The organism is Eremococcus coleocola DSM 15696, from assembly GCF_000428865.1.
GTDB classification, from domain to species: domain Bacteria; phylum Bacillota; class Bacilli; order Lactobacillales; family Aerococcaceae; genus Eremococcus; species Eremococcus coleocola.
Genome location: NZ_AUAT01000022.1, coordinates 11804 through 33673 on the forward strand (window position 1 = coordinate 11804; position 21870 = coordinate 33673).

At 41.3% G+C, this 21870-nt stretch carries 26 protein-coding genes; 23 read left to right on the forward strand and 3 right to left on the reverse strand.

Features of this window, described 5'->3' with window-relative positions:
- Positions 1-7 precede the first annotated feature (7 nt).
- From G396_RS0106130 to G396_RS0106140, 3 genes are read right to left on the reverse strand one after another with little or no spacing between them, the layout of a single operon-like run.
- Complete coding sequence (locus tag G396_RS0106130; protein WP_028125403.1) at positions 8-1630, reverse strand: DUF2326 domain-containing protein; 1623 nt, start codon at positions 1628-1630, stop codon at positions 8-10.
- Positions 1624-1869 (reverse strand): ABC-three component system middle component 7, encoded by a 246-nt coding sequence (locus G396_RS12110; protein ID WP_428829639.1) that lies wholly within the window; start codon positions 1867-1869, stop codon positions 1624-1626. Before G396_RS12110 ends, G396_RS0106130 begins: the two co-directional genes overlap by 7 nt.
- Positions 1826-2980: an ABC-three component system protein gene (locus G396_RS0106140; RefSeq protein WP_028125405.1), complete on the reverse strand. Its 1155-nt coding sequence runs from the start codon at positions 2978-2980 to the stop codon at positions 1826-1828. Before G396_RS0106140 ends, G396_RS12110 begins: the two co-directional genes overlap by 44 nt.
- 200 nt (positions 2981-3180) lie before the next feature.
- Between G396_RS0106140 and G396_RS11645 the strand changes: the two genes are divergently transcribed.
- The 23 genes from G396_RS11645 to G396_RS0106255 all read left to right on the forward strand — a co-directional run bounded on the left by G396_RS11645 (position 3181) and on the right by G396_RS0106255 (position 21856).
- A complete protein-coding gene (locus tag G396_RS11645; protein WP_169718690.1) occupies positions 3181-3339 on the forward strand; it encodes a hypothetical protein in 159 nt (52 codons plus the stop codon).
- A gap of 258 nt (positions 3340-3597) precedes the next feature.
- A complete protein-coding gene (locus G396_RS10960; RefSeq protein WP_051221168.1) occupies positions 3598-4242 on the forward strand; it encodes an RNA polymerase sigma factor in 645 nt (214 codons plus the stop codon).
- 49 nt (positions 4243-4291) lie between these two features.
- Entirely contained in the window at positions 4292-4513 is a 222-nt protein-coding gene (locus tag G396_RS10325) for a hypothetical protein (protein WP_034907701.1), read from the forward strand.
- A complete protein-coding gene (locus G396_RS10330) occupies positions 4485-4796 on the forward strand; it encodes a hypothetical protein (protein ID WP_155857417.1) in 312 nt (103 codons plus the stop codon). The genes G396_RS10325 and G396_RS10330 overlap by 29 nt, the downstream gene beginning before the upstream one ends.
- Complete coding sequence (locus G396_RS0106165) at positions 4789-5922, forward strand: DUF2800 domain-containing protein (RefSeq protein ID WP_248623910.1); 1134 nt, start codon at positions 4789-4791, stop codon at positions 5920-5922. Before G396_RS10330 ends, G396_RS0106165 begins: the two co-directional genes overlap by 8 nt.
- Positions 5923-5933: 11 nt before the next feature.
- Complete coding sequence (locus G396_RS0106170) at positions 5934-6488, forward strand: DUF2815 family protein (protein WP_028125407.1); 555 nt, start codon at positions 5934-5936, stop codon at positions 6486-6488.
- Positions 6489-6501: 13 nt separating this feature from the next.
- Positions 6502-6624, forward strand: a complete 123-nt coding sequence (locus G396_RS11940) for a hypothetical protein (RefSeq protein ID WP_282705429.1) — start codon at positions 6502-6504, stop codon at positions 6622-6624.
- A 138-nt stretch (positions 6625-6762) separates the two neighbouring features.
- On the forward strand, positions 6763-8709 hold the full coding sequence (locus tag G396_RS0106185) for a DNA polymerase (protein WP_028125408.1): 1947 nt from the start codon (positions 6763-6765) through the stop codon (positions 8707-8709).
- Between the two features lie 10 nt (positions 8710-8719).
- Positions 8720-10963, forward strand: coding sequence for a phage/plasmid primase, P4 family (locus G396_RS0106190; protein WP_028125409.1), 2244 nt, complete (start codon positions 8720-8722; stop codon positions 10961-10963).
- Positions 10964-11146: 183 nt separating this feature from the next.
- Entirely contained in the window at positions 11147-11431 is a 285-nt protein-coding gene (locus tag G396_RS0106195; protein ID WP_028125410.1) for a VRR-NUC domain-containing protein, read from the forward strand.
- A complete protein-coding gene (locus G396_RS0106200) occupies positions 11421-12770 on the forward strand; it encodes a DEAD/DEAH box helicase (protein WP_028125411.1) in 1350 nt (449 codons plus the stop codon). Before G396_RS0106195 ends, G396_RS0106200 begins: the two co-directional genes overlap by 11 nt.
- The gene (locus tag G396_RS0106205; RefSeq protein ID WP_028125412.1) at positions 12771-13190 is read left to right on the forward strand and encodes a DUF1492 domain-containing protein; all 420 of its coding nucleotides are present in this window, start codon (positions 12771-12773) and stop codon (positions 13188-13190) included.
- Between the two features lie 122 nt (positions 13191-13312).
- Positions 13313-13687, forward strand: coding sequence for an HNH endonuclease (locus tag G396_RS11210; protein ID WP_028125413.1), 375 nt, complete (start codon positions 13313-13315; stop codon positions 13685-13687).
- 184 nt (positions 13688-13871) lie between these two features.
- Entirely contained in the window at positions 13872-14405 is a 534-nt protein-coding gene (locus G396_RS0106215) for a P27 family phage terminase small subunit (protein WP_028125414.1), read from the forward strand.
- A gap of 10 nt (positions 14406-14415) precedes the next feature.
- Positions 14416-15594 (forward strand): methionine adenosyltransferase, encoded by a 1179-nt coding sequence (metK, locus tag G396_RS0106220; protein ID WP_028125415.1) that lies wholly within the window; start codon positions 14416-14418, stop codon positions 15592-15594.
- Complete coding sequence (locus G396_RS11430; RefSeq protein ID WP_155857418.1) at positions 15560-15700, forward strand: ParB N-terminal domain-containing protein; 141 nt, start codon at positions 15560-15562, stop codon at positions 15698-15700. Before metK ends, G396_RS11430 begins: the two co-directional genes overlap by 35 nt.
- A gap of 67 nt (positions 15701-15767) precedes the next feature.
- Complete coding sequence (locus G396_RS0106225; protein WP_028125416.1) at positions 15768-15992, forward strand: DUF7678 domain-containing protein; 225 nt, start codon at positions 15768-15770, stop codon at positions 15990-15992.
- Between the two features lie 134 nt (positions 15993-16126).
- On the forward strand, positions 16127-16795 hold the full coding sequence (locus tag G396_RS0106230; protein WP_028125417.1) for a hypothetical protein: 669 nt from the start codon (positions 16127-16129) through the stop codon (positions 16793-16795).
- A gap of 62 nt (positions 16796-16857) precedes the next feature.
- Positions 16858-17058 carry a hypothetical protein gene (locus G396_RS0106235; protein WP_028125418.1) on the forward strand — a complete coding sequence of 67 codons (201 nt, stop codon included), beginning with the start codon at positions 16858-16860 and terminating at the stop codon, positions 17056-17058.
- A 65-nt stretch (positions 17059-17123) separates the two neighbouring features.
- The gene (locus tag G396_RS0106240; RefSeq protein WP_028125419.1) at positions 17124-18722 is read left to right on the forward strand and encodes a terminase large subunit; all 1599 of its coding nucleotides are present in this window, start codon (positions 17124-17126) and stop codon (positions 18720-18722) included.
- 16 nt (positions 18723-18738) lie between these two features.
- Entirely contained in the window at positions 18739-20010 is a 1272-nt protein-coding gene (locus G396_RS0106245; protein WP_028125420.1) for a phage portal protein, read from the forward strand.
- Positions 19973-20644: a head maturation protease, ClpP-related gene (locus tag G396_RS0106250; RefSeq protein ID WP_028125421.1), complete on the forward strand. Its 672-nt coding sequence runs from the start codon at positions 19973-19975 to the stop codon at positions 20642-20644. Before G396_RS0106245 ends, G396_RS0106250 begins: the two co-directional genes overlap by 38 nt.
- Before the next feature lie 12 nt (positions 20645-20656).
- Positions 20657-21856 (forward strand): phage major capsid protein, encoded by a 1200-nt coding sequence (locus tag G396_RS0106255; protein ID WP_028125422.1) that lies wholly within the window; start codon positions 20657-20659, stop codon positions 21854-21856.
- The last annotated feature ends 14 nt before the right edge of the window (positions 21857-21870 follow it).

Sequence of the window (21870 nt, forward strand, 5' to 3'; positions counted from 1 at the left end):
GTCATTTTTATTTACGACTCCATTTCTTACCAAAGAGTGCCTGCTCATCATCTCCTAGTTTTAAAACAGTATTATCATCCATGATTTTTAGCATTTCTTCGTCGTCATACATATCTTGTTTGTCAAAAGAAATGAATGCCTGCTTTGATCCAATCTTGGTGTACCATTTAATTAGTTCTGCAACATATTCGTTAGATATATCTGAGAAGAGCAGAGAGTCATGAGATAAAGCAGGTAAAGGACTAGTCAAGAGAACAGCTATATCATAAATAATCATTCCTTTATAGTTAGTCCCAGTTCCAGTATCACTAGGGGTTCTAAAATCATAGCTGTTATGTTTGTTTAAAGTTAATTTAGGCGGGCGGTCACGATTATCAGAGATGTCATTACTAATTTCTTCCATTTGATTGTTTATAGATTCTTGAATTTGATTCAATACATCTTCATAATGATTCTCCATTCTTTGAGCAGCTTCTTTTTTATTTTTTGTCAATCTTGAATGTTCGTCAAAAGCTTTATTTTCAGATTCTAAGTGATGAATCTCTCTGTCAATACTTGTATATTGATCTAAAAATTCCTCTGTGAATATTTGTGAAACATTAAGATTATTGTATTGGATCTGAGCAGCTTGTAATTGAGATTCCAATTCTTCTAAATCCTTAATGATTAATTCACGTCTTTCGTGCAGTTCATCAGCAAGAAGTATTTGTATTTTATTATGAAACTGTTCAATTTCTGTGATTTTTTTAAAGTTTGCATCGGGGAAAAACTCCTGAAGTTTCGATAAATCAGCTTCAGTTGGATAACCACCTAAAGCGATATTATTTTCAATGATTTTCAAATCATTTCTATGGTTTCTAATGGAGCGCCTCAAATTTTTAATTCTATGATCCAATTCATTAAAATGGTTTGCTTTTTCAACTTCTTCTTGATCGAATTTTTGTGGGATTGAATTCTTTAATTGGAATCGTTGGATTTGAAGATCTGATATTCGTTCCATGTTCTCTTTATATTTTGTTTGTCCACCTGTTGAAGAGGGGAGAAAGTTATGTTTTCGAGCGTTATTAAAAATTTTTAGTTTTTCATCAGCTATTTTATATTGCTCTCTAAAAGCTGCTACTGAGTCATAGAAACCATATAATACTACAAGTACGCTAATAGCTTTATCCATGTTTTCATGTTTTATTTGAAGAGGACGGAATTCATCATAATTATCTTTTCCATAAATCCGGAAATATCTGCTTACTACGGTTCTGAAAGATAAAGGATTTAAGTCTAAATTATAATGAATTCTTAACCAATTAGTAAATTCTTCTATTGGAATAGTTTTGTTATCTAAATGGCTAAGGACTTGATTAGGGTCAGCTGTATCTCTTGAAAATTTATAGTTGGTATCCTTAAATCTAAAAGTAAAATTAATAGTGTGATTTCCAAGCTCTTTAACGGCATCGCTGTTTGTATATGTATTTCCTCCGAAAGCAAAATCAACAATTAGCAACATTGTTGATTTTCCAATAGAGTTAGCTCCGGTACCGCCTCCTAAAATAATATTTAAACCTTCTTTAAAAAAGATACTACCTCTTGGTTTACCATCAGCCATAAATAACTCGCAGTTGATTTCTGTTAACAAACATATAACCTCCCTTCTTTGGTCATATTAATTTTATTTAAAGCGTATAAGGAATCTAGGATTTCTATAAAGTATACAGGATTGTCTATAACGTCATTTACTTCGTTGAATAATTCTTGTGGCATTTTTGGTTCGTTAAGATGTTTAATAATAATTGGGAATTTAGAGATAACACTTTGACTATAAGAAAAAAGTTTACTTGGAATTTTCATTTTCAAACACCTCGCAAGACTGAACATAATACGCCACTACTATATGACAGGATATAATATTTTGTTTCGTTTGCTTCTGAATTTTTTCGGCTAAAGAGTTGAATATGTTCTCTTTTGAAGGTTTGTTTTTTTGATTTTTCAAATTCTTATAATTTTCTTTTATTTGTACACGTACCAATTCATCTTTAAATTTTCCTTCTTCAGATAAATTCTGCATGGTTTTATGTACAAATGCATAGTATTTGGCTACATAAAATTCAATTGTCTCTCTAAGCATAAATTCAGATTCATCTTCGACTTTTTCATTAATTGAAACAGGATTATAGTTTAAGTTTTTCAAATCCTCTTCCTTAGCTTCGGAAATCTTTTCTACAATTAAAGTTATTCCTTTTTCAATCTCAATTTCATCTAAAACTATGTTTGAATATCGAGAGCTCGACTGTATTGTTTTTACAGTTTTGAGCTCTTTTTCTTTTTGTTTTGTATATCCCAATATGTAGGAATCAAAGCATGAATAGCATAAACAAAGCAGATTGTTATATTCAGATTTTTTATCTGGAGATATTTTTGCTATTTCATAACTAGGTGTTCCTGAGTTTCTATCATTAACGGTTTGTAAAGAACACCCACAACCAGGATAAGAGCACGCGAAACGACAATCTTCAAGAAGTACAGAACCCATTTCTCCTTTAAATGCAGAAGATTCTTGCTTTGCTTTAGCTTGTTTTCTCTCATTTTTTTTACTTGGATTAGTTTCGTAATTAAGTGCCTCATTAAAAAGTTCAAATAAAATTTCTCCAACATTATCTTCATTTACTTCATCGTTTACATATGGGGCAATATCGTTTGCGAGATTTTTTCTAACAGTTTCAGGTCTTTCATAATGATTTATTGATTCGATAAAACCTTCTTTATCGAGGTTTGCCAAAATTTGTTTTGCCATTTTTTGAGAAAGACCACGATTATAGAATCCCCTTAAGGTAGAGTCTTTAACTCGTTGTGAAGGATCTTTTGCTGTAGCCCAATCTTTTTCTGGGACAGTGGTTAGCATGGCAATGATATCTCGCATATAATCTTCTACATTTTCGGATCCCATTAGATGTGGCTTTATTAATCTACATAATTCTGAGAAAAACATAAGACCCTCCTTTCGGAATAAATCTGTAGCATTTGTAGCATCGTGTCTCAAAGTCAATCAAAATCGAATAGGTCGTTTTATATACTTGTGTTGAGAAAGTTGGATAACTTGATTTTATCAAAAAACACACGTCTCAACAATAAAATGTGTGCTTTCACCAACTTATTCTCTTTTAATTTAAATTTTTAGGAGGTGATTGCATGGCGAAGTCTAATAAGAGACAGACCAACCGTTCTGTTGCTCGCAAAGCGTCTCGTATATTACGGGATAAGCGGTATAGCAAGAACTCCAAATCAGTCGCAGGCTCAGCTTTGTCACAAGCTAGACCACGTAAAAGACGAAGACGCAAACGCAAATAGTTTAATGGTTTTTGAAGATGAGCCATGATCATCTTTTAAATTAAATATCTAAAAAGCCTGAGTGTACATCAAGGCGTGAGGATACATATTCAAAACTACCCAGTCATAAGACTGAGCGGGTTTGAGTAGAGGTAGCCTTACCTTGGTGTGCACTGTTATGGGCGACTTATAGGTCTGGATACTTCTATCTTAGGAAGGGTCCAGACCTTTTTGCTGTTCTTGCGCCTTGATGTTCCAGGCATCAAAGGAGCAAAAACAGTGAAAATTGTATTAAAAAGTGAACCAGTAAATATGTTGAATCGTTGTGATATGACTGTCTTTGAGATCGACGATTCAGAGTTAGCCATCATGGTGGATGCAGATTTTGAATTGCAACAGAAAGAGCTAGAGTGCCCAGAAGAAGCTAAAAAACGCTCACCACAAGAAATCCTAGATGAACGTTTCAGTAAACCAGATGTCAATAATTTCAGACGACATAAAGACAACACCAGCTCCAACTCTTACAAGGATAGTGGTGGTGCCTATAAAGAACTCGAACATAGTTCAATGGCAGGTTTGAATTACCATAAGCGACCTCCTAAAGATAAGAAAAAAGGCCCCATGAGGTCAGATCGATACAAAGATGTCAAGAGACGAGCAGGTCGACAACCTGAGTATTACTCGGACACATTAGCAGAAGAGCTCGAACTTTCGGATGTCTTAAATGAAGCCCTTGAGACCTTGGATGAAAATCAAAGAGAGTTGATAGAAAAAGTATTCTTTGAAGGTGTGTCTCAAGCAGATATCGCAAGAGAAGAAGGGGTCAGTAAAACGGCCATCCATAATCGTTTGAAGCGTATTTATGAAAAGCTAAAAAAAGAATTTTTAAAACGAGGGTTAACTTCACCGTTTCTCGGCGACTAAGGAGTGAGGAAGGGGAACTTTCCTACAACAATCGAGAGGGGGTTAATCCATGAAACAAAAGCTAGGCATTCGTTTATCTAACACTTTAGTACCCAGCAAGTCAGTGTCTATCAAACGTGTTTCCATCCGTGAAAAAATTCTTCAACGGCTTTTAGGCAATACAACAGAAGTTAGTGTCATCGTTCCAGGACAAAAGGTAGCTTCTGTAGAAATATCAAGATTAGGAGGTCAGCAGTATGGGGATGATGAAGCAGTTGCAGTTAATGAATGATGAGGTTCAAAGCTTTTATGAGGGCTGGCAACATTTCTATGACCAAGTGGCCAATCACAATCCAGACCAGATGTCTCTAGACGATTACGCTATTCCAGATGAAGACCCCAGCCCTCAACCAGTCAGTTTTGAAGCCATTCAAAAGCATTTAGCTGAGAAAGCCAGACAGGGTTTTTCTGAACAAATACGAGATCTTATCCAATCATATGGAGTCAGTAAGCTCAGCGAAATCAAGCCAGAGGACTACCCAAAGCTATGGAAGCAGGTGGATGACCATGGCTAAAAACCACTCACTTTTATCACCATCTAGCTCTTCTAAGTGGCTGAAGTCACCACCAATCGCAAGACTCGAGGAAATTGCTACAGAGGATTACTGGGTGGATGACACAAATGAGTTTGCTCAAGAGGGAACTGCTGCTCATGCCTTAGCTGAATACAAACTCAAGAAGGCTCTTGGTCAGAAAGCAGAAAAGCCACAGTCAGATTTGATTGATAGTGATATGGATGTCTACACCGATGATTATGTTTTGTTCATCCAAGAGCTGATGCAGACCTTTACGCAAGTCCCACAAGTGATGGTGGAACAAAGACTAGATATTTCACGATGGGTGCCAGACTGTTTTGGCACAGGAGACTGTCTTTTAGTGGGCGACCAACGAGTACATCTTATCGACCTAAAGTATGGACGTTCTTATATCCAGACTGAACAGAATAGTCAGCTCATGCTTTACGGTTTGGGAGCCTTAGACCTTTTGGATGGCATCTACGACATTGAGGAACTACATCTAACCATCTATCAGCCAAGAATTAATAATATTTCTACTTGGGTAATCGATAAGGATGCTTTGCTGGAGTGGGCTGAAAAGGAGCTCAAACCAAAAGCTCAAGAAGCTTATGAGGGAAAAGGAGAGTTCAAGCCAGGTCCATGGCTGAAATACACCAAGTTAAAAGCCATCTCTAAAGATCGAGCTGAACACCACATGAAGCTTCGAAAATATCAATTAAAAGAAGCACACCTTCTAACGGATGCAGAGATTGAGGACGTGTTAGCCCATGTCGATGATTTGGTCGATTGGGCGAAATCGGTTAAAGACTATGCGGAACAACAAGCCATCCAACACAACAAGCACTGGCAAGGCTTCAAGCTAGTGGAGGGCCGCACTCGTAGAAAGTATGTTGATGAAGCTAAGATCGAAGCACGTGCCAAAGAAGAAGGCATTGAGGATATCCATGAGACTAAGCTCATCCCATTAACTCGTTTAGAAAAGCTTGTCGGTAAGAAGAAGTTTACTGACTCATTCGGTGACTTAGTAGTGAAACCAACAGGCAAACCCACTCTAGTCCCTGAATCAGATAGTCGACAAGAAATCCAAAGAATAGAAGCAACAGAAGAATTTACCCAACTTTAGGAGGAAAAATAATGAATAATCAAAATTTAAAAACCAGAGTCTTGCTGCCAAACGTCCGTCTTTCTTATCCATTCATCTGGGAGCCACGAGCCCAGTTTGATGGTGGGAAAGAAAAGTATTCCGCATCTTTACTCATTGACAAAGGCGATACTCAGACGATGGAGAAAGTTCAACAAGCCATTAAAAACGCTGCCCAGGCTGGAGTAGCCAAATTTGGTGGCAAGGTCCCAGACCTCAATAAAATCCGCACACCTCTACGAGATGGGGACGAGCGGGATGATGAAGCCTACCAAGGTCATTACTTCATCAACGCATCTTCTATTCAAGCCCCACAGATTGTAGATAGCAACGTGGACCCAATCATTGATCGTAATGAAGTTTATGCAGGCTGCTATGCCAACGTCACCGTCAATTTTTATGCTTATAACGTTAACGGGAATCGAGGCATTGCTTGTGGTCTGGGAAATATTCAGAAGGTTGCTGATGGGGAACCATTAGGTGGTCGTACCTCTGCTTCATCAGACTTTGCACCGCTATCTACTGCTACTGATGATTTCTTAGCCTAGGAGGGAGTTAAAGATGATGAATCCAATAACCGAATTTCTTTTAACAATTGTTCTCGGTGGCGTTATTGGCCATTGGTTAGGAGAGCTGATTTACTACATCCGTCTCGACATCCGTGAACGGCGGGATAAAAGATGAACCTCTTTAGCTTAGTTATAAATATTCTAATTATTGCTTGGGCTTTAGGTTTCGTAGGCCAATCTCTTATAGATGTGTATTTTTACTATGTCCAAAATCGCAAAAAATACCTGACAGACGATCGAGAGGAGTTAGACGATGACGAGGAGATTGTCCATTGATATAGAAACTTTCTCCTCAACGGACCTTAGCAAGTCTGGGGTCTACAAGTATGCAGAAAGCGAGGACTTTCAGGTCCTCCTTTTTGCCTATGCTTGGGATGGTGGAGAAGTTGAAGTCGTTGATTTAGCACAGAGTGAGAGTTTGCCCGAAGATGTTCGTGAAGCCTTACAAGATAATCATACTGAAAAATGGGCCTTCAATACCAATTTTGAACGAGTGTGTTTGAGTCGCTATCTTTGTTATCCACCAGGGACTTATCTTGATCCCAGTTCTTGGTATTGCACCATGATTTGGTCAGCATCGCTTGGTTTGCCTTTATCGCTTGAAAAAGCAGGAAAGGTTTTAGGGCTTAAAAATCAAAAAATGAAGGAAGGGAAACGGCTTATTCGCTATTTTTCTGTTCCCTGCAAAGCGACAAAGGTCAATGACGGACGAACTCGGAATTTACCGCATCATGCTCCTGAAGACTGGGAGCTGTTTAAGGAATACAACAAACGGGATGTTGAGGTGGAGCTGGCCATTCAAAAACGCTTGGCCAAGTTTCCAGTATCAGAGCAGGAGTGGGCCTATTATCATCAGGATCAAGAGATTAATGATTTAGGCATTGAAGTAGATCTGGACTTTGTTGAAGGGGCTATCTATTGTGACGACCAATCCCGAATCAAACATCTCGAAGAAGCCAAACAAATAACTGGTTTAGAAAATCCCAACTCACCACTGCAGCTCAAGGACTGGTTAAACGAGAAGGGCTGTTCGATTGACTCGCTAGCTAAGAAGAAGGTTCAAGAAGCCCTAACATCATCTACGGGAGAGGTCAAACGAGTTTTGGAACTGCGTCAGGAATTATCCAAATCCAGCGTGAAAAAATATGATGCCATGAAGCATGTGACGGGAGCACAAAACAGAGCTAGAGGGCTGATTCAATTTTATGGGGCCAACCGAACAGGTCGTTATGCAGGTCGCTTGATTCAAGTTCAAAACCTGCCTAGAAATTACCTAACCAATCTTGAAGAAGCTAGAGCGTTAGTCAAAGCAAAAGATGAAGTCGCTTTGGAAAGTTTATTTGATTCTACATCCAATACCTTGTCTGAGCTGATTCGGACTGCTTTTGTTCCTAAAGAAGGCCATTACTTTATTATTGATGACTTTTCATCCATTGAAGCTCGAGTTCTAGCCTGGTTATCGAATGAACGCTGGCGCCTTCAAGCCTTTAAAGCTGGAAAGGATATTTATTGCGAGTCAGCGTCACAGATGTTTGGCGTTCCCGTTGAAAAACATGGGGTGAACAGCCATTTAAGACAAAAAGGCAAGGTGGCCGAGCTGGCTTGTGGTTACGGGGGTTCTGTAGGAGCCCTTAAAGCCATGGGAGCTATAGAGATGGGCCTGGAAGAAGATGAACTTCAAGGCATTGTGGATGATTGGCGACAAGCCAGTCCTAATATTGTGGACTTTTGGTGGTCTGTTGATCGCTGTGCCAAAGAGACGATTAAAGGTCGTATGCTCACTGAGACACATGGTCTTCGCTTTACTTATGAGTCAGGCATTCTCTTTATCCAACTCCCATCAGGTCGAAGGCTAGCCTATTGTAAGCCTCGCATGGGTGAGAACCGTTTTGGTGGCGAGTCCATTCATTTTGAAGGAATCGGCACTGGCAACAAGTGGCAAGTCATCGAAACCTATGGAGCTAAGCTGGTTGAGAATATTACCCAAGCGATTGCTCGAGACATTCTGGCAGAAACCATGTATCGCTTAAAAAATTACCGAATCGTCATGCACGTCCATGATGAGATTGTCTTAGAGGTCCCAGAGGGTCAATCGAGTGTGGAAGAAATCTCGGCCATCATGAGTCGACCACCCGATTGGGCAGAGGGTTTACAACTAGGTGCAGATGGCTTTGAATGCCAGTTTTATCAAAAAGACTAGGAGGAAACAAATGGAATTATACACATCCAACGGCAGAGGAAATCAGCAGACGACCTACTTTCCTAATAAACAGGTGGTCGATTCAACTGATCGTTTAAAAGAAGCTGCACACTATGATCATGTGGCAGCTAAGTATGAAAAGCACTATCGATCTGTTCAGAATTTTGAGGTATCTAACGTGGTCGTCATGGATTTAGACAATGACCACTCTGATGATGCAGAAGACTGGGTGGGAATGGATAATTTTAGCACTCATTTTCCTGATGTGGAGTGCTACTTAGTTGCCAGTCGTAATCACTTAAAGGCAAAAGGAAATCAATCAGCCCGGCCACGTTTTCATGTTTATTTCCCCATTAAACCAATTCATGATGCGAAAGCGTACAAGGCTCTTAAAGAATCGATTCTTGCTTATTTTCCTTACTTTGATCGGAATGCTTTAGATAGTGCTCGGATGATTTTTGGAGTTGAGAATCCACAAGTTCTCGCTTGTCCAGGGTCGCTCCAAGTAGATGAATTCATTCAAGCCCAGACAGCTGCCTTTGAAGCTTTAGACTTTCCCGATTGGAGCAGTCCGATAGAAGAAGGTTCAAGAAACAATACCATGAGTCAATATGCGGGCCGGGTCTTAGTGCGTTTAGGAAACACCGATGAAGCTCGGAGACTGTTTGATGAACGGGCTACGTTATGCACTCCACCTCTCTGCGATGAAGAACTGAATAAAATCTGGCAGTCCGCTTTGAAGTTTGGAAAGCGGGTGTCTGAAGATCCTCATTACATCCCGCCAGACCAATTCAATAGTGAATACCTCTATCAACCAGAGGATTATTCAGATACAGGTCAAGCACTTGTCTTGGCTGAACATTTTAGTGAACAGTTACGATATTCACCTGCCACAGGCTTCCTGGTTTATAACGGGAGCTACTGGGAAGAATCGGACACCCAAGCAGTGGGTGTGATTCGTCATTTGACGGATTTGCAGTTAAAGGAAGCTGAGGAGGGCGTAGAAAAGTATCAAAAACTCCTGACCGCTAATGGCGGCATGCAGCTTCTGACCAGTCTAAGCAAAAAGAAAGCTGAAGAAGCTTTTACAAAAGACCAAGAGATTATTTATCGCAAGCTTCAAGAAGCCAATGTTTATCGAGACTTTGTGATGAAGCGAAGAAACCAAAATTATGTTCAAGCGGCTTTGAGATTGGCTCAGCATTTAGTGGAGGTCTCCCCAGAACAATTAGACGTGAATGAGTTTTACTTGAACACCCCTTCTAAGACTTACGACCTCATAACAGGAGAAGTCCTAGACCACCAAGCCGACCATTTTATTACCAAGCAAACCACAGTGGATGTTCCCAGTGAAGGAGAAGGGTACTGGTTAGATGCTCTCCAGACCTTCTTCCAAAATGACCAAGAGCTGATTGACTACGTTCAAAAGATTGTAGGCCTGGCGACCATTGGAAAGGTTTATGTAGAAGCTTTGATTATCGCTTATGGAGACGGAAGAAATGGAAAGTCGACCTTTTGGAATGTCATCGCTAAGGTGCTGGGAAGCTATGCTGGTAATTTGTCGGCGGACACCTTAACCATGAAGCAACAAGGAAACGTGAAGTATGAATTGGCAGAAGCAAAAGGCAAGCGACTCTTAATCTCAGCCGAGCTTCAAGAAGGCATGCGTCTCAATACATCAGTCGTTAAGAAGTTGTGCTCAACGGATGAAATTTTTGCAGAGAAGAAGTTTAAGGATCCCTTCTCTTATACCCCTAGCCATACCTTGGTTCTGTACACCAACCATCTACCCAAGGTGGGCGCTTTAGACGAGGGAACCTGGCGGAGGTTAATCGTGATTCCTTTTGAAGCCAAAATAGAAGGCAAGAGCGACATCAAAAACTATGCCGACTTTCTTTCTCAAGAAGCTGGGGGTGCGATTTTAGCTTGGATGATTGAAGGAGCGCAGAAGGTCATTGCTGAAGACTTTAAGATTAGTCAACCTCAAAAAGTGAAAGATGCAGTGGCTTTTTATAAAGACAGTAATGACTGGTTCCAGCACTTCCTCAATGATTGTTGTGAAGTGGGTGACGATCTGGTTGAAAAGTCTGGTTTAGTTTATGAGGAGTATCGCGCCTATTGTCATCGAACAGGAGAGTTTGCACGAAGCACTACTGACTTTTATAGCGCTTTGGCATCAGCGGGTTTTGAACGAAAGAGAACTAATAAGGGTTCTTTCATCCGTGGATTAAGACTCCTCAATGAATTTTTATAAAAATTGAGTTTCATTCTCGATGGTGTTAAAGCTTGATATGAATGGAAAGTGACAGCCAGTGATGGGCATTACTATTCTTACGTATAAGAGAAAAATTGAAATTTAATTATATATAAGAATATATATAGCCGTCACTGGGTATCACTTCTTGATGAGACAAGCTTTTGATGAATAGGAGGCATTATGAAAGAAATAGAGATTGAACAAAAACTGGTCAAAGCAGTTGCTGACCGTATGGGATGGTGTTTGAAGTGGACGAGTCAAAGTTTGACGGGTATTCCAGATCGTATCGTTTTACTACCCGGAGGAAAGATAGCCTTTGTCGAAGTGAAAGCTCCAGGCGAGAAACCACGAAAGCTACAGATCAGACGGATGAATCAGCTTCAAGCACTGGGTTTTAATTGTTACGTGTTAGACAAAGCAGAAGATATCCCAGCTTTACTGGAGGAGATAGCTGATGAAGTTTAAGCCACACACTTATCAAAAACAAATGATTGACTACATCGAAAGTCATCCAGTGTCTGCTTTGTTTTTAGACATGGGTTTGGGAAAGACTGTTATTTCCCTGACCGCTATCTTGAACCTCCTCTTCGATTCTTTTCAAGTGAGGAAGGTCTTAGTCATTGCACCCCTTCGAGTCGCCAGAGATACCTGGCCTGATGAGATAGAAAAATGGGAGCATCTCAAGCTACTCAACTATTCAGTCGTTGTTGGGTCAGCCAAAGAAAGACAAAAAGCTTTAGAAGAAGACGCTGATATTTATATCATTAACCGAGAAAATGTGACCTGGTTGATTGAAAAGAGTGATCACCCCTTTGATTACGACATGGTGGTCATTGATGAGTTGTCGAGCTTCAAATCTCACCGGTCCAAACGATTCAAGTCTTTATTGAAAGTCAGACCTTTTATAAAACGAATAGTAGGTTTGACGGGGACTCCTTCTAGTAATGGCTTGATGGACTTGTGGGCTCAGTTTAGAATCCTAGATAAGGGTGAACGCTTAGGGAGCTTCATCACTCATTACCGGCAACGCTACTTTGATCCAGACAAGCGAAATGGAATGGTCATCTATTCTTACAAACCTAAGCCAGGCGCAGAAGATGCCATTTATAAGCAGATAGAAGACATGACGGTCTTCATGAAAGCTGAGGACTATTTAGACATGCCTGACCTGATTTCTAATGAGGTCACGGTGAAGTTGACTGACAAGGAACGAGCCCTTTACGAAGAACTGAAAAAAGAGATGGTCCTTGAAATTAAAGATCAAGCCATTGATGCCATTAATGCCGCTAGCTTGTCTAACAAACTTCTACAAATGGCTTCAGGTGCAGTCTATGACGACCAACAGGAAAGTGTTCGGATCCATGATAGAAAACTAGATGCTTTAGAAGATTTAGTGGAAGCTTCTAATGGAAAGCCAGTCTTGATTGCTTATTGGTTCAAGCATGATCTAGAACCCATTCAAAAGAGAGTGGGAGCAACCCTCTTAAAATCACAAGAGGACTTTAGAAATTGGAATCAAGGCAAGATCCCAGTCGCATTGATTCATCCAGCCTCAGCAGGTCATGGTTTGAACTTACAAGCTGGAGGCTCGACCCTCGTTTGGTACTCCTTAACTTGGTCTTTGGAACTTTATCAACAAACAAATGCTCGCTTGTATCGTCAAGGTCAAAAAGAGTCTGTGGTCATCCATCACTTGATTACTGAACAGACCATTGATGAAGATGTAATGAAAGCACTCAAACGTAAAGATGATTCACAAACTGCCCTGTTGGAGGCTGTCAAAGCAGAATTGGAGGTGGCTTAAATGACCGCTAAGGAATATTTACAACAAGCCTTTTTCTTATATAAAGAGATTAATAGTAAGTTGGAACAATTAGATGAGTTAAATGTTTTAGCTCGAAAGGTAACGACCACCTTGTCTGATATGCCCCGGGCCAAGTCAGATAAAGGTTCTCGGCTAGAACATACGGTCCTTAAAATTGTAGCCCTCCAAGAAGAAATCAATGAGGACATTGATGATTTAGTCGATTTAAAGCGTGAGATTCGTGCGGCCATCTTAACTTTGGATGATCCAGAGGAACGGGTCATTTTAGAGAAACGTTACCTAGCTTTTACTCAGTGGGAACAGATAGCGGTGGACTTAAATTACAGTATCCAGTACTGCTTCAAAGTTCATAAGCGAGCCTTGGAGAAGATAAAAGTTCCTGAAAAGAGTCATTTGTAGAGTAAAGTTGATAGAAGTAGAGTAAGGTCTTCTGTTATTGTTAAACTAGGAAAAAGAGAATAAAACGAAGCCTATCCAAGGAGGAATCCCTGGGTGGGCTTTTTCTTTGAGGAGGTGAGGGAGTGCCAAGAAAACCTAAGACACCCTGTCGACACCCAGGCTGTCCTGAGTTGGTTGAAGGTTCCTATTGTAAGGAACACCAAAGCCAACGAGACCGTCACTACAATCGCTACGAGCGTGACCCTAAAAGCAAGAACCGCTACGACAGTCGTTGGCAGAGGATTCGAAAAATGTATCTGCACCGTCATCCTATGTGTGAACAATGTTTAGAGAGAGGAAAGACTGTCAAGGCTCAAGAGGTTCACCACATCTTACCCTTGGGTCGAGGAGGGAGCCACCGGGAAAGTAACCTACAAGCTCTCTGCAAGCCTTGCCACTCAAGGCAATCAGTTCTTGATGGCGATCGCTTTCCTCGAGGAAAACGATATTCTTATTAATTTTGTCAAAAAAGTGACAGGAGATGTCAAAAATATTCTGGGAAGGGGGAGGTCAAATCTCTTTTCCTTAAGGCCCCAGAGCGGGCGGGCAACCTCGCATAAAAGAATTTAAATTCAAACGGGGGATTAACCCCCCAATTTTAATTTGACATCACTTGACCATCGGATTTGAGGTGAGAAACGATTGGCAAAAGATGGAACGAATCGAGGTGGGGCAAGAATCGGCGCTGGTCGTAAAAAGGATGTTTTGGTTGATAAAATCAACAGCGATAAAATAAAAAACACTTACGTCTTACCCCAGCCCGAAGAACTATCTGGTCAAGACATGCCACCGATTAGTGATTATTTGAAGCAAGAACAGAAAAATGGCGAGAAGTTTTATGTGGAAGAAGTGTATGAAGAAACTTGGAGATGGCTAAAAATTCATGAATGTGAACACCTTGTCAGCAAACAACTCATTGAACAGTATGCCATGATGGTGTCTCGTTGGATCCAGTGTGAACAAGCGATTTCAGAGTTTGGTTTTCTGGCCAAGCACCCAACCACAGGTAATGCGATCGCTTCTCCATACGTCTCCATGTCCAAAGATTACATGAAGCAGATTAATAATCTGTGGTATCAAATTTATCAAGTCGTCAGAGAGAATGCGAGTGTGGCTTATGATGGGCCAAATCCAAAGGACGATTTGATGGAAAAACTGCTGAGAAGCAAGAAGTAGGGAGGAAATTATGAACATCATTAAAACTGCTGAAAGCGTCTGTGAAGGTCATCCTGATAAATTGTGTGACCAAATCTCAGACGCTATTTTAGATGCTGCTTTAGGTGCAGACCAAAATGCCCGAGTGGCTGTTGAAACCATGGTAACCAAGGGGCATGTTTTTGTAGCCGGTGAGATGACCTGCCAGAAACGATTGCCTTTAAGACAAGTCATCCGTAGAGTCTTGACTGCTTGTGGATATAATCCAAGGGCCTATAAAATTCATATTCATCTACAAAAACAAAGTGCAGATATTCAACAAGGGGTGGATGTGGCTTTAGAAAGTAGAAAGAGCCAGGACAGTCAAACGCTTGGTGCAGGAGACCAAGGTACCATGTATGGCTATGCGACTCGTGAATCTTATGATCGTTTGCCCTTGTCTTTAAGTTATGCCCATAAGCTTTGCCAGCGTTTGGATACCGTTCGTTTGTTAGGAGCGATTGAGGGAATTAAGTCGGATGGAAAAGCACAAGTCAGTATTGAATACCAAGATAATCAACCTGTTCGAGTGACTGCTATTGTAATTTCAGTCCAACATGCAGAGGACAAAAACCTCAGCCAACTCAAAGATGAAATCATCAAGCTGGTCATCCAACCAATTATCGACCCGCATTTAATCAATGAGGACACAGAAATCCTGATTAACCCATCAGGTCGATTTGTTCTTGGAGGCCCAGAAGCAGATACAGGCTTAACGGGTCGAAAGATTATGGTTGATACCTATGGTGGCTTAGCTGCACATGGGGGAGGGGCTTTTTCAGGCAAAGATCCGACAAAAGTTGACCGCTCTGGAGCTTATATGGCCCGACACCTAGCTAAACAAATTGTTGAGGACCATCTAGCTGAGCACTGCCAAGTAGGTCTTTCTTATGCGATTGGAAAGGCTCAACCTGTAGCTGTGTCAGTAGAGACTTTTAGAACAGGAGAAGTAGCGGACGAGGAACTCTCAAACCTCATTCAACAACATTATGACCTGACCCCACAAGGGATTATTGCTTATCTTAACTTAAGGAAAATTGACTACCAGCGGACCGCTTGTTATGGCCACTTTAATTCGTCACGCTTTCCTTGGGAACAAGTTCGTCCTGGCAAATTGAGAAGGGAGATGACAAACGATGAAGATGCAAACCATGACCCTCGAAGACCTTAAACCGGCTGATTATAACCCTAGAAAGGATTTGCAACCTGGCGACCCAGAGTATGAGAAGCTCAAACGGTCACTCGATACTTTTGGCAGTGATAACAATCGTAAATAAGACTGGACTTTACTCCTTTTTAGAGTGATATATGTACATGACAAAAAAACCTGAGGAGGAGAAAAAGATGTGGGAAAGAGGACAGATTGAATTTGAAGGACAAACTTATCGCTACTGGTTGTTCGCATTCGAGGAAGGCTCAGAATACGGAATTGAAGAAGGCCGGATTTCAAAGTTGATGCTGAAAAGAGAAGGAGAAATTGTCTGCAACTACGACAGAGGTTGGGATGTTTACCCGATTGATGAAGAAACAGAAGAAGTGATGATGGGGCTTTTCTTTCAGTATCAATAAGCACAAACTTCTAATGAGAATCAGTTCAGAGCCGGTTCTCTTTTTCTTTACACTCTTTCAAGTAAATGTGGATAAAGCTTGCTATTAAAGTCTTTTAGAGTGATATATAGACATGAAGAAAGGAAGTGTTATCCATGAAAAAGACATATGATCTGAAGGGGAATAAGAGAAAAGCACTCTGTGCAGTCATATCAAAAGTGACTGGAGAAAAAGCAACTTACCTAGGCCCACCAAGCTTTGCTTATCAAATTGGAGACATCAAGGTAGGTCGAGACGCTACGGTGGAGAATATTAGCGAAGAAATTCATCAAGCACTTTTAGAAGCTGGTTTTGAAGAATTGCCCTTATTGAGTGAGGAACCAGAGAAAGACACTGAACCAGCTATGGAAATTTCAGCACCAAGCTTTTCAGTCGCTCAACCTCTCCTCAATGAAGAAGACTTAGGCAAGCTAGACAATCTTCTAAAAGCTAAAGGTCCACTTATTCAAAAAGCCCTTCAAGCGGATCAAATTACCTATGAGATTGGAGATGACAAGCTCATTTTTAGATGGTTCAATCAGATGCCAGAGCCAGAAACCATTCAAGCCACCATTGTTCTCATTGACAAGATAGTCCAACATGTGATTAATCGAAAATTTATCTCAGCTAAGCTGACAGAAACTGATAATGAGAAATATACTTTCAGGACTTTCCTCTTATCTCTTGGGCTAATCGGGCCAGAATATAAGGAAGTCAGAAAGACCTTGATGAGACATTTGTCTGGCAATGCCGCTTTTAGAAAACCACAGAAAACAAACAAATAATGCTGGATAATTTCCTGAATGTATGGGAATATGTGGTCGAAAAAGGAAAGGGGTAAGCCGGCATGACAAACAAAGAGATGAAACGAAAGAGTTTCTTAGAAGCAGTTCAACGAAAAGAAAAGAAAACTGAAGCCTTAGTTCAAAGCATTATTGTTCGATATGGTGATGACATAATAGAGAGCGAAGACAGCGTCGAGCTATCAAAGGATACCTTGAAACAGATGATGTTAGAGGTTTATAAATCAGCTAAGCAAGGTTACTAAGAACAATTTGAATAACACTTAAAGAGTTCCTTTTTGGAGCTCTTTTTTGATGAGGAGGGTGAGTGTTGAGAAAATTAGAGAATTTTACACCGACACGCTTCATGGAAGAAACATCCCACTACGATAAAGAAAAAGCCGACTTCGCTGTGAATTTTATTGAATGCCTGACTCACACCAAAGGCCAGTGGGCAGGCAAGCCCTTTGAATTAATCGACTGGCAAGAACGAATTGTCAGAGACATCTTCGGCACGATTAAGCCCAATGGTTACCGTCAATTCAACACAGCTTATGTCGAAATTCCAAAAAAGCAAGGCAAATCGGAATTAGCTGCTGCGATTGCCTTGCTGTTAACGTGTGGGGATGGAGAAGAACGGGCAGAGGTTTATGGCTGTGCGGCTGACCGACAACAAGCCTCTATTGTCTTTGAAGTAGCCGCTGATATGGTGAGGATGTGCCCCGCTTTGAACAAGCGAGTAAAGATTTTAGCTTCTCAAAAACGGATTATTTATCATCCGACTAACAGTTTCTATCAAGTTTTGTCTGCTGAAGCTTACTCCAAGCATGGCTTTAACATCAGTGGGGTTATTTTTGATGAGTTGCACACCCAACCTAATCGAAAACTTTATGATGTCATGACCAAAGGATCTGGAGATGCTCGAACCCAGCCTTTGTATTTCTTAATCACAACCGCTGGAAATGACACCAATACTATCGGTTATGAAGTCCATCAAAAAGCTGAAGATATTCTTGAAGGACGAAAAACAGACCCGACTTTCTACCCGGTGATTTATGGGGCAAAAGAAGATGAGGATTGGTCTGATCCAGAAGTTTGGAAGAAGGCCAACCCCTCATTAGGAATTACAGTGGGCATGGATAAGGTAGAGGCGGCTTATGAAAGTGCGAAGCAAAACCCCGCAGAGGAGAACGCCTTTAGGCAGTTACGCTTAAACCAGTGGGTCAAGCAGGCGATTCGTTGGATGCCTATGGACAAGTGGGATGCATGTGATTTCCCTGTGGTTCCTGAACGCTTGCGAGGTCGGATTTGTTATGGGGGATTGGACTTGTCTTCTACGACTGACTTAACCGCTTTTGTTTTAGTCTTTCCACCTACGGATGAGGACGACAAGTACAGTATCCTGCCATATTTTTGGATTCCAGAAGAAACGGTTCCCTTAAGAGTCAATAGAGACCATGTTCAATACGATCAATGGGGCAAGTCTCGTCATTTGCTGACGACTGAAGGGAACGTGGTTCATTATGGCTATATAGAGGAGTTCATCGAAGACTTAGGCACCAAGTTCAACATCCAGGAGATTGCCTTTGACCGTTGGGGAGCCATTCAAATGTCTCAGAACTTAGAAGGGATGGGCTTTACGGTTGTTCCCTTTGGTCAGGGCTATAAGGATATGAGTCCACCAACGAAAGAATTGATGAAACTTGTTTTAGAAGAAAAGATTGCACATGGTGGACACCCAGTTTTGAGATGGAATGCCGATAATATTTACATTAAGAAAGACCCTGCAGGCAACATTAAGCCTGATAAGGAGAAATCGTCTGAAAAGATTGATGGGATAGTAGCGACAGTCATGGCTCTAGACCGAGCCATTCGTAATGCAGAAAATCATTATTCCATTTACGAAGACCGAGGAATCTTACTCTTATAAGTGAGGTGATAGATGAATGTTTGAAAAAATTACATCCTTATTTCGTTCGAAAGAGAAGCCGACTAACTTTGGTTCTAGTCGCTTTTCTTTTTTATTTGGCTCGACTCCTTCTGGCCAACAAGTCAATGAACGGACCGCCATGCAGACCACTGGTGTCTATGCCTGTGTCCGTATTTTGTCAGAGTCGGTTGCCAGTTTGCCCTTGCATCTGTATGAATACCAAGACCAGGGAAACAAGGTCAAGGCGATTGACCATCCCCTTTATTTCATCTTGCATGATGAACCCAATCCTGACATGACGAGCTTTACCTTTCGAGAAACTTTGATGTCACACCTACTCTTATACGGGAATGCCTATGCACAGATTATTCGAAATGGACGAGGAGATGTCTTAGCTTTGTACCCCTTGATGCCTAACCAGATGAAAGTCGAGCGGGCCAAGAACGGGGAGCTAACTTATACCTATACTAAGACCCCATCTCACTCAGGTCGAGAAGAAAAGGTGGTCTTATCCAGAGCAGAAGTCCTTCACATTCCAGGTTTAGGCTTTGATGGTTTGGTGGGCTATAGTCCAATTGCCATGGCCAAGAATGCTATTGGGATGTCAATTGCTACCGAAGAGTACGGGGCTAAGTTCTTTGCGAATGGGGCGACTCCTGGAGGGGTACTAGAACACCCAGGCATTGTCAAAGACCCAGAAAGATTACGAGAGACTTGGCAGGCCCAGTTTTCTAAGGGGAATGTTCACCGAGTGGCTGTCCTAGAAGAAGGGATGAAGTTTCACCAACTGACGATTCCACCTGACCAGGCTCAGTTTTTAGAAACTCGCAAGTTCCAGCTTAATGAAATCGCTCGTATCTTTCGAGTGCCGCCTCACATGATTGGAGATTTAGACCGCTCTAGTTTCAACAACATCGAGCAACAATCCATGGAGTTTGTGAAGTACACCTTGAATCCTTGGTTAGTGCGTTTTGAACAGGCCATTCAAAAATCCTTGTTCTTTGAAGATGAAAAAGAACGCTACTTTGTCAAGTTTAATGTCAGTGGCTTGCTTCGAGGAGACTATGAAACTCGGATGAATGGTTATGCGGTTGGTCGCCAGAATGGGTGGCTGTCTGCTAATGACATTCGAGAGCTGGAAGATATGAACCAAATCAGTGATGAAGAAGGTGGTAATAAATACCTCGTCAATGGGAACATGCTACCGCTTGATCAGGCAGGGGCGTTTTATAGAAGGAGGATAGATCCAAATGACCGTATTTTGGAATTGGAAGAAGACGAAGAATAAGGCTCCAAGAGAGCTAGTCATGGATGGGGTCATTGCAGAAGATTCCTGGTTGGATGATGATGTGACCCCTCAACGTTTCAAAGAAGAACTTCAAGCGGATGAAGGTCCTTTGATTTTATGGCTGAACTCCCCCGGTGGGGATTGTATTGCAGCGAGTCAAATCTACACCATGCTTATGGATTACCCTGATGAAGTCATTGTGAGAATTGATGGGCTAGCTGCTTCTGCCGCTAGTGTGATTGCTATGGCTGGAACAACTGTTGAAATGGCACCTACTTCACTCATGATGATTCACAACCCGTTAACTGTCGCCATGGGAAATCGTGAGGAAATGAGTCAAGTGGTCGTCATGTTGGATGAAGTGAAAGAGTCCATCATCAATGCTTACGAAATTAAAACGGGACTTTCCAGAGAAGCTCTTTCAGACATGATGGACTCAGAAACATGGATGAATGCTCATAAAGCAGTAGAACTTGGCTTTTGTGACCGCCTCTTTGAGGGAAATCCGAGTGAGGTGGTATCAAATTACACTTTCTCAGCCAAGCAATCCGCTCATGAGTTTGTCGCAAAGTTAGAAGCCAAATACACGCCGATTGAAACCTTGTATGACCGCTTAAATCAATTAAACCAATAGGAGGAATTACCCATGAATAAATTAAATGAATTGAGGCAGAAACGTGCCAAAGCCTGGGATCAAACCAAGGCTTTTTTAGATGAATGTCACAAAAATTCAGATGTTTTATCCATTGAAGATGTCCAAACCTACGATCGAATGGAGAATGAAGTCGTTGCTTTAGGAAAAGAAATTGAACGCTTAGAGAAACAGGAGGAGATGGATCGGATGATGAATCAAGCGACTAGCCAAGGGATTGTCCAAAATCCCCAAGCACAACCCACTACTAAAACCGGGAAAGCTAGCCCTGAGTATAGTGAAGCCTTTTGGAATGTCATGCGAGGAAAACAGCCTAGCACCTTCACCAATGCTCTCCAAGTCGGGACAGATACAGAAGGTGGCTATTTAGTGCCTGATGAGTTTGAACGGATCTTAATTGAAGGTTTAGAGTCTGAGAATATCTTCCGTCAAATTTCTAAGGTCATCCAAACCAATAGCGGTGAGCGAAAAATTCCAGTCGTGGCTTCCAAAGGTGACGCTTCTTGGATGGATGAAGAGGGAGCCTATGTTGAAAGCGACATGAGCTTCAATCAAGTTTTACTAGGAGCTCACAAACTAGGAACCTTAGTCAAAGTTTCAGAAGAATTGTTGAATGATTCTGCTTTTGATTTGCCAAGCTATATCGCACGTGAGTTTTCTAGACGCTTGGGCTCTAAGGAAGAAGAAGCCTTCTTAACAGGTGATGGCGTAGGAAAACCTCTAGGAATCTTAAAGGATACGAATTTAGAAGTTGGAGCTACCACTGCAGCTGCTAAAAGTATCACTTTTGATGAGTTAATTGACCTGTATTATTCCTTGAAAGAGCCTTATAGAAAATCAGCTGTTTTCATCATGAATGACCAGACGGTTAAGGCAGTCCGCCAGCTTAAAGACAATAGCGGTCAATATATCTGGCAACCATCTCTGGTGGCTGATACTCCAGACCAAATCCTAAACTGCCCAGTCTTGACTTCTCCTTACATGCCTGAGATGGCAGGTGGAGCAAGCACTGTTCTCTTTGGAGACTTCTCTTATTTCTGGATTGCAGATCGTGAGGGCCGTAGCTTCAAGCGTCTCAACGAACTATATGCCACTAATGGGCAAGTTGGCTTCTTAGGCTCTCAGCGGGTAGACGGGAAGTTGGTCTTGCCAGAAGCCTTTAAGGTCTTAAAACAAAAAGGCACAACTGCCTAAATTGAAAGGGGGAA

Excerpts from the sequence above, each read along its gene's own strand:
- G396_RS12110 (WP_428829639.1), bottom strand. The coding sequence starts at position 1,869 with ATGTTCAGTCTTGCGAGGTGTTTGAAAATGAAAATTCCAAGTAAACTT.
- G396_RS0106140 (WP_028125405.1), bottom strand. The coding sequence starts at position 2,980 with ATGTTTTTCTCAGAATTATGTAGATTAATAAAGCCACATCTAATGGGA.
- G396_RS11645 (WP_169718690.1), top strand. The coding sequence starts at position 3,181 with ATGGCGAAGTCTAATAAGAGACAGACCAACCGTTCTGTTGCTCGCAAA.
- G396_RS10325 (WP_034907701.1), top strand. The coding sequence starts at position 4,292 with ATGAAACAAAAGCTAGGCATTCGTTTATCTAACACTTTAGTACCCAGC.
- G396_RS10330 (WP_155857417.1), top strand. The coding sequence starts at position 4,485 with ATGATGAAGCAGTTGCAGTTAATGAATGATGAGGTTCAAAGCTTTTAT.
- G396_RS0106165 (WP_248623910.1), top strand. The coding sequence starts at position 4,789 with ATGGCTAAAAACCACTCACTTTTATCACCATCTAGCTCTTCTAAGTGG.
- G396_RS0106170 (WP_028125407.1), top strand. The coding sequence starts at position 5,934 with ATGAATAATCAAAATTTAAAAACCAGAGTCTTGCTGCCAAACGTCCGT.
- G396_RS11940 (WP_282705429.1), top strand. The coding sequence starts at position 6,502 with ATGATGAATCCAATAACCGAATTTCTTTTAACAATTGTTCTCGGTGGC.
- G396_RS0106185 (WP_028125408.1), top strand. The coding sequence starts at position 6,763 with ATGACGAGGAGATTGTCCATTGATATAGAAACTTTCTCCTCAACGGAC.
- G396_RS0106190 (WP_028125409.1), top strand. The coding sequence starts at position 8,720 with ATGGAATTATACACATCCAACGGCAGAGGAAATCAGCAGACGACCTAC.
- G396_RS0106195 (WP_028125410.1), top strand. The coding sequence starts at position 11,147 with ATGAAAGAAATAGAGATTGAACAAAAACTGGTCAAAGCAGTTGCTGAC.
- G396_RS0106200 (WP_028125411.1), top strand. The coding sequence starts at position 11,421 with ATGAAGTTTAAGCCACACACTTATCAAAAACAAATGATTGACTACATC.
- G396_RS0106205 (WP_028125412.1), top strand. The coding sequence starts at position 12,771 with ATGACCGCTAAGGAATATTTACAACAAGCCTTTTTCTTATATAAAGAG.
- metK (WP_028125415.1), top strand. The coding sequence starts at position 14,416 with ATGAACATCATTAAAACTGCTGAAAGCGTCTGTGAAGGTCATCCTGAT.
- G396_RS11430 (WP_155857418.1), top strand. The coding sequence starts at position 15,560 with ATGAAGATGCAAACCATGACCCTCGAAGACCTTAAACCGGCTGATTAT.
- G396_RS0106225 (WP_028125416.1), top strand. The coding sequence starts at position 15,768 with ATGTGGGAAAGAGGACAGATTGAATTTGAAGGACAAACTTATCGCTAC.
- G396_RS0106230 (WP_028125417.1), top strand. The coding sequence starts at position 16,127 with ATGAAAAAGACATATGATCTGAAGGGGAATAAGAGAAAAGCACTCTGT.
- G396_RS0106235 (WP_028125418.1), top strand. The coding sequence starts at position 16,858 with ATGACAAACAAAGAGATGAAACGAAAGAGTTTCTTAGAAGCAGTTCAA.
- G396_RS0106245 (WP_028125420.1), top strand. The coding sequence starts at position 18,739 with ATGTTTGAAAAAATTACATCCTTATTTCGTTCGAAAGAGAAGCCGACT.
- G396_RS0106250 (WP_028125421.1), top strand. The coding sequence starts at position 19,973 with ATGACCGTATTTTGGAATTGGAAGAAGACGAAGAATAAGGCTCCAAGA.
- G396_RS0106255 (WP_028125422.1), top strand. The coding sequence starts at position 20,657 with ATGAATAAATTAAATGAATTGAGGCAGAAACGTGCCAAAGCCTGGGAT.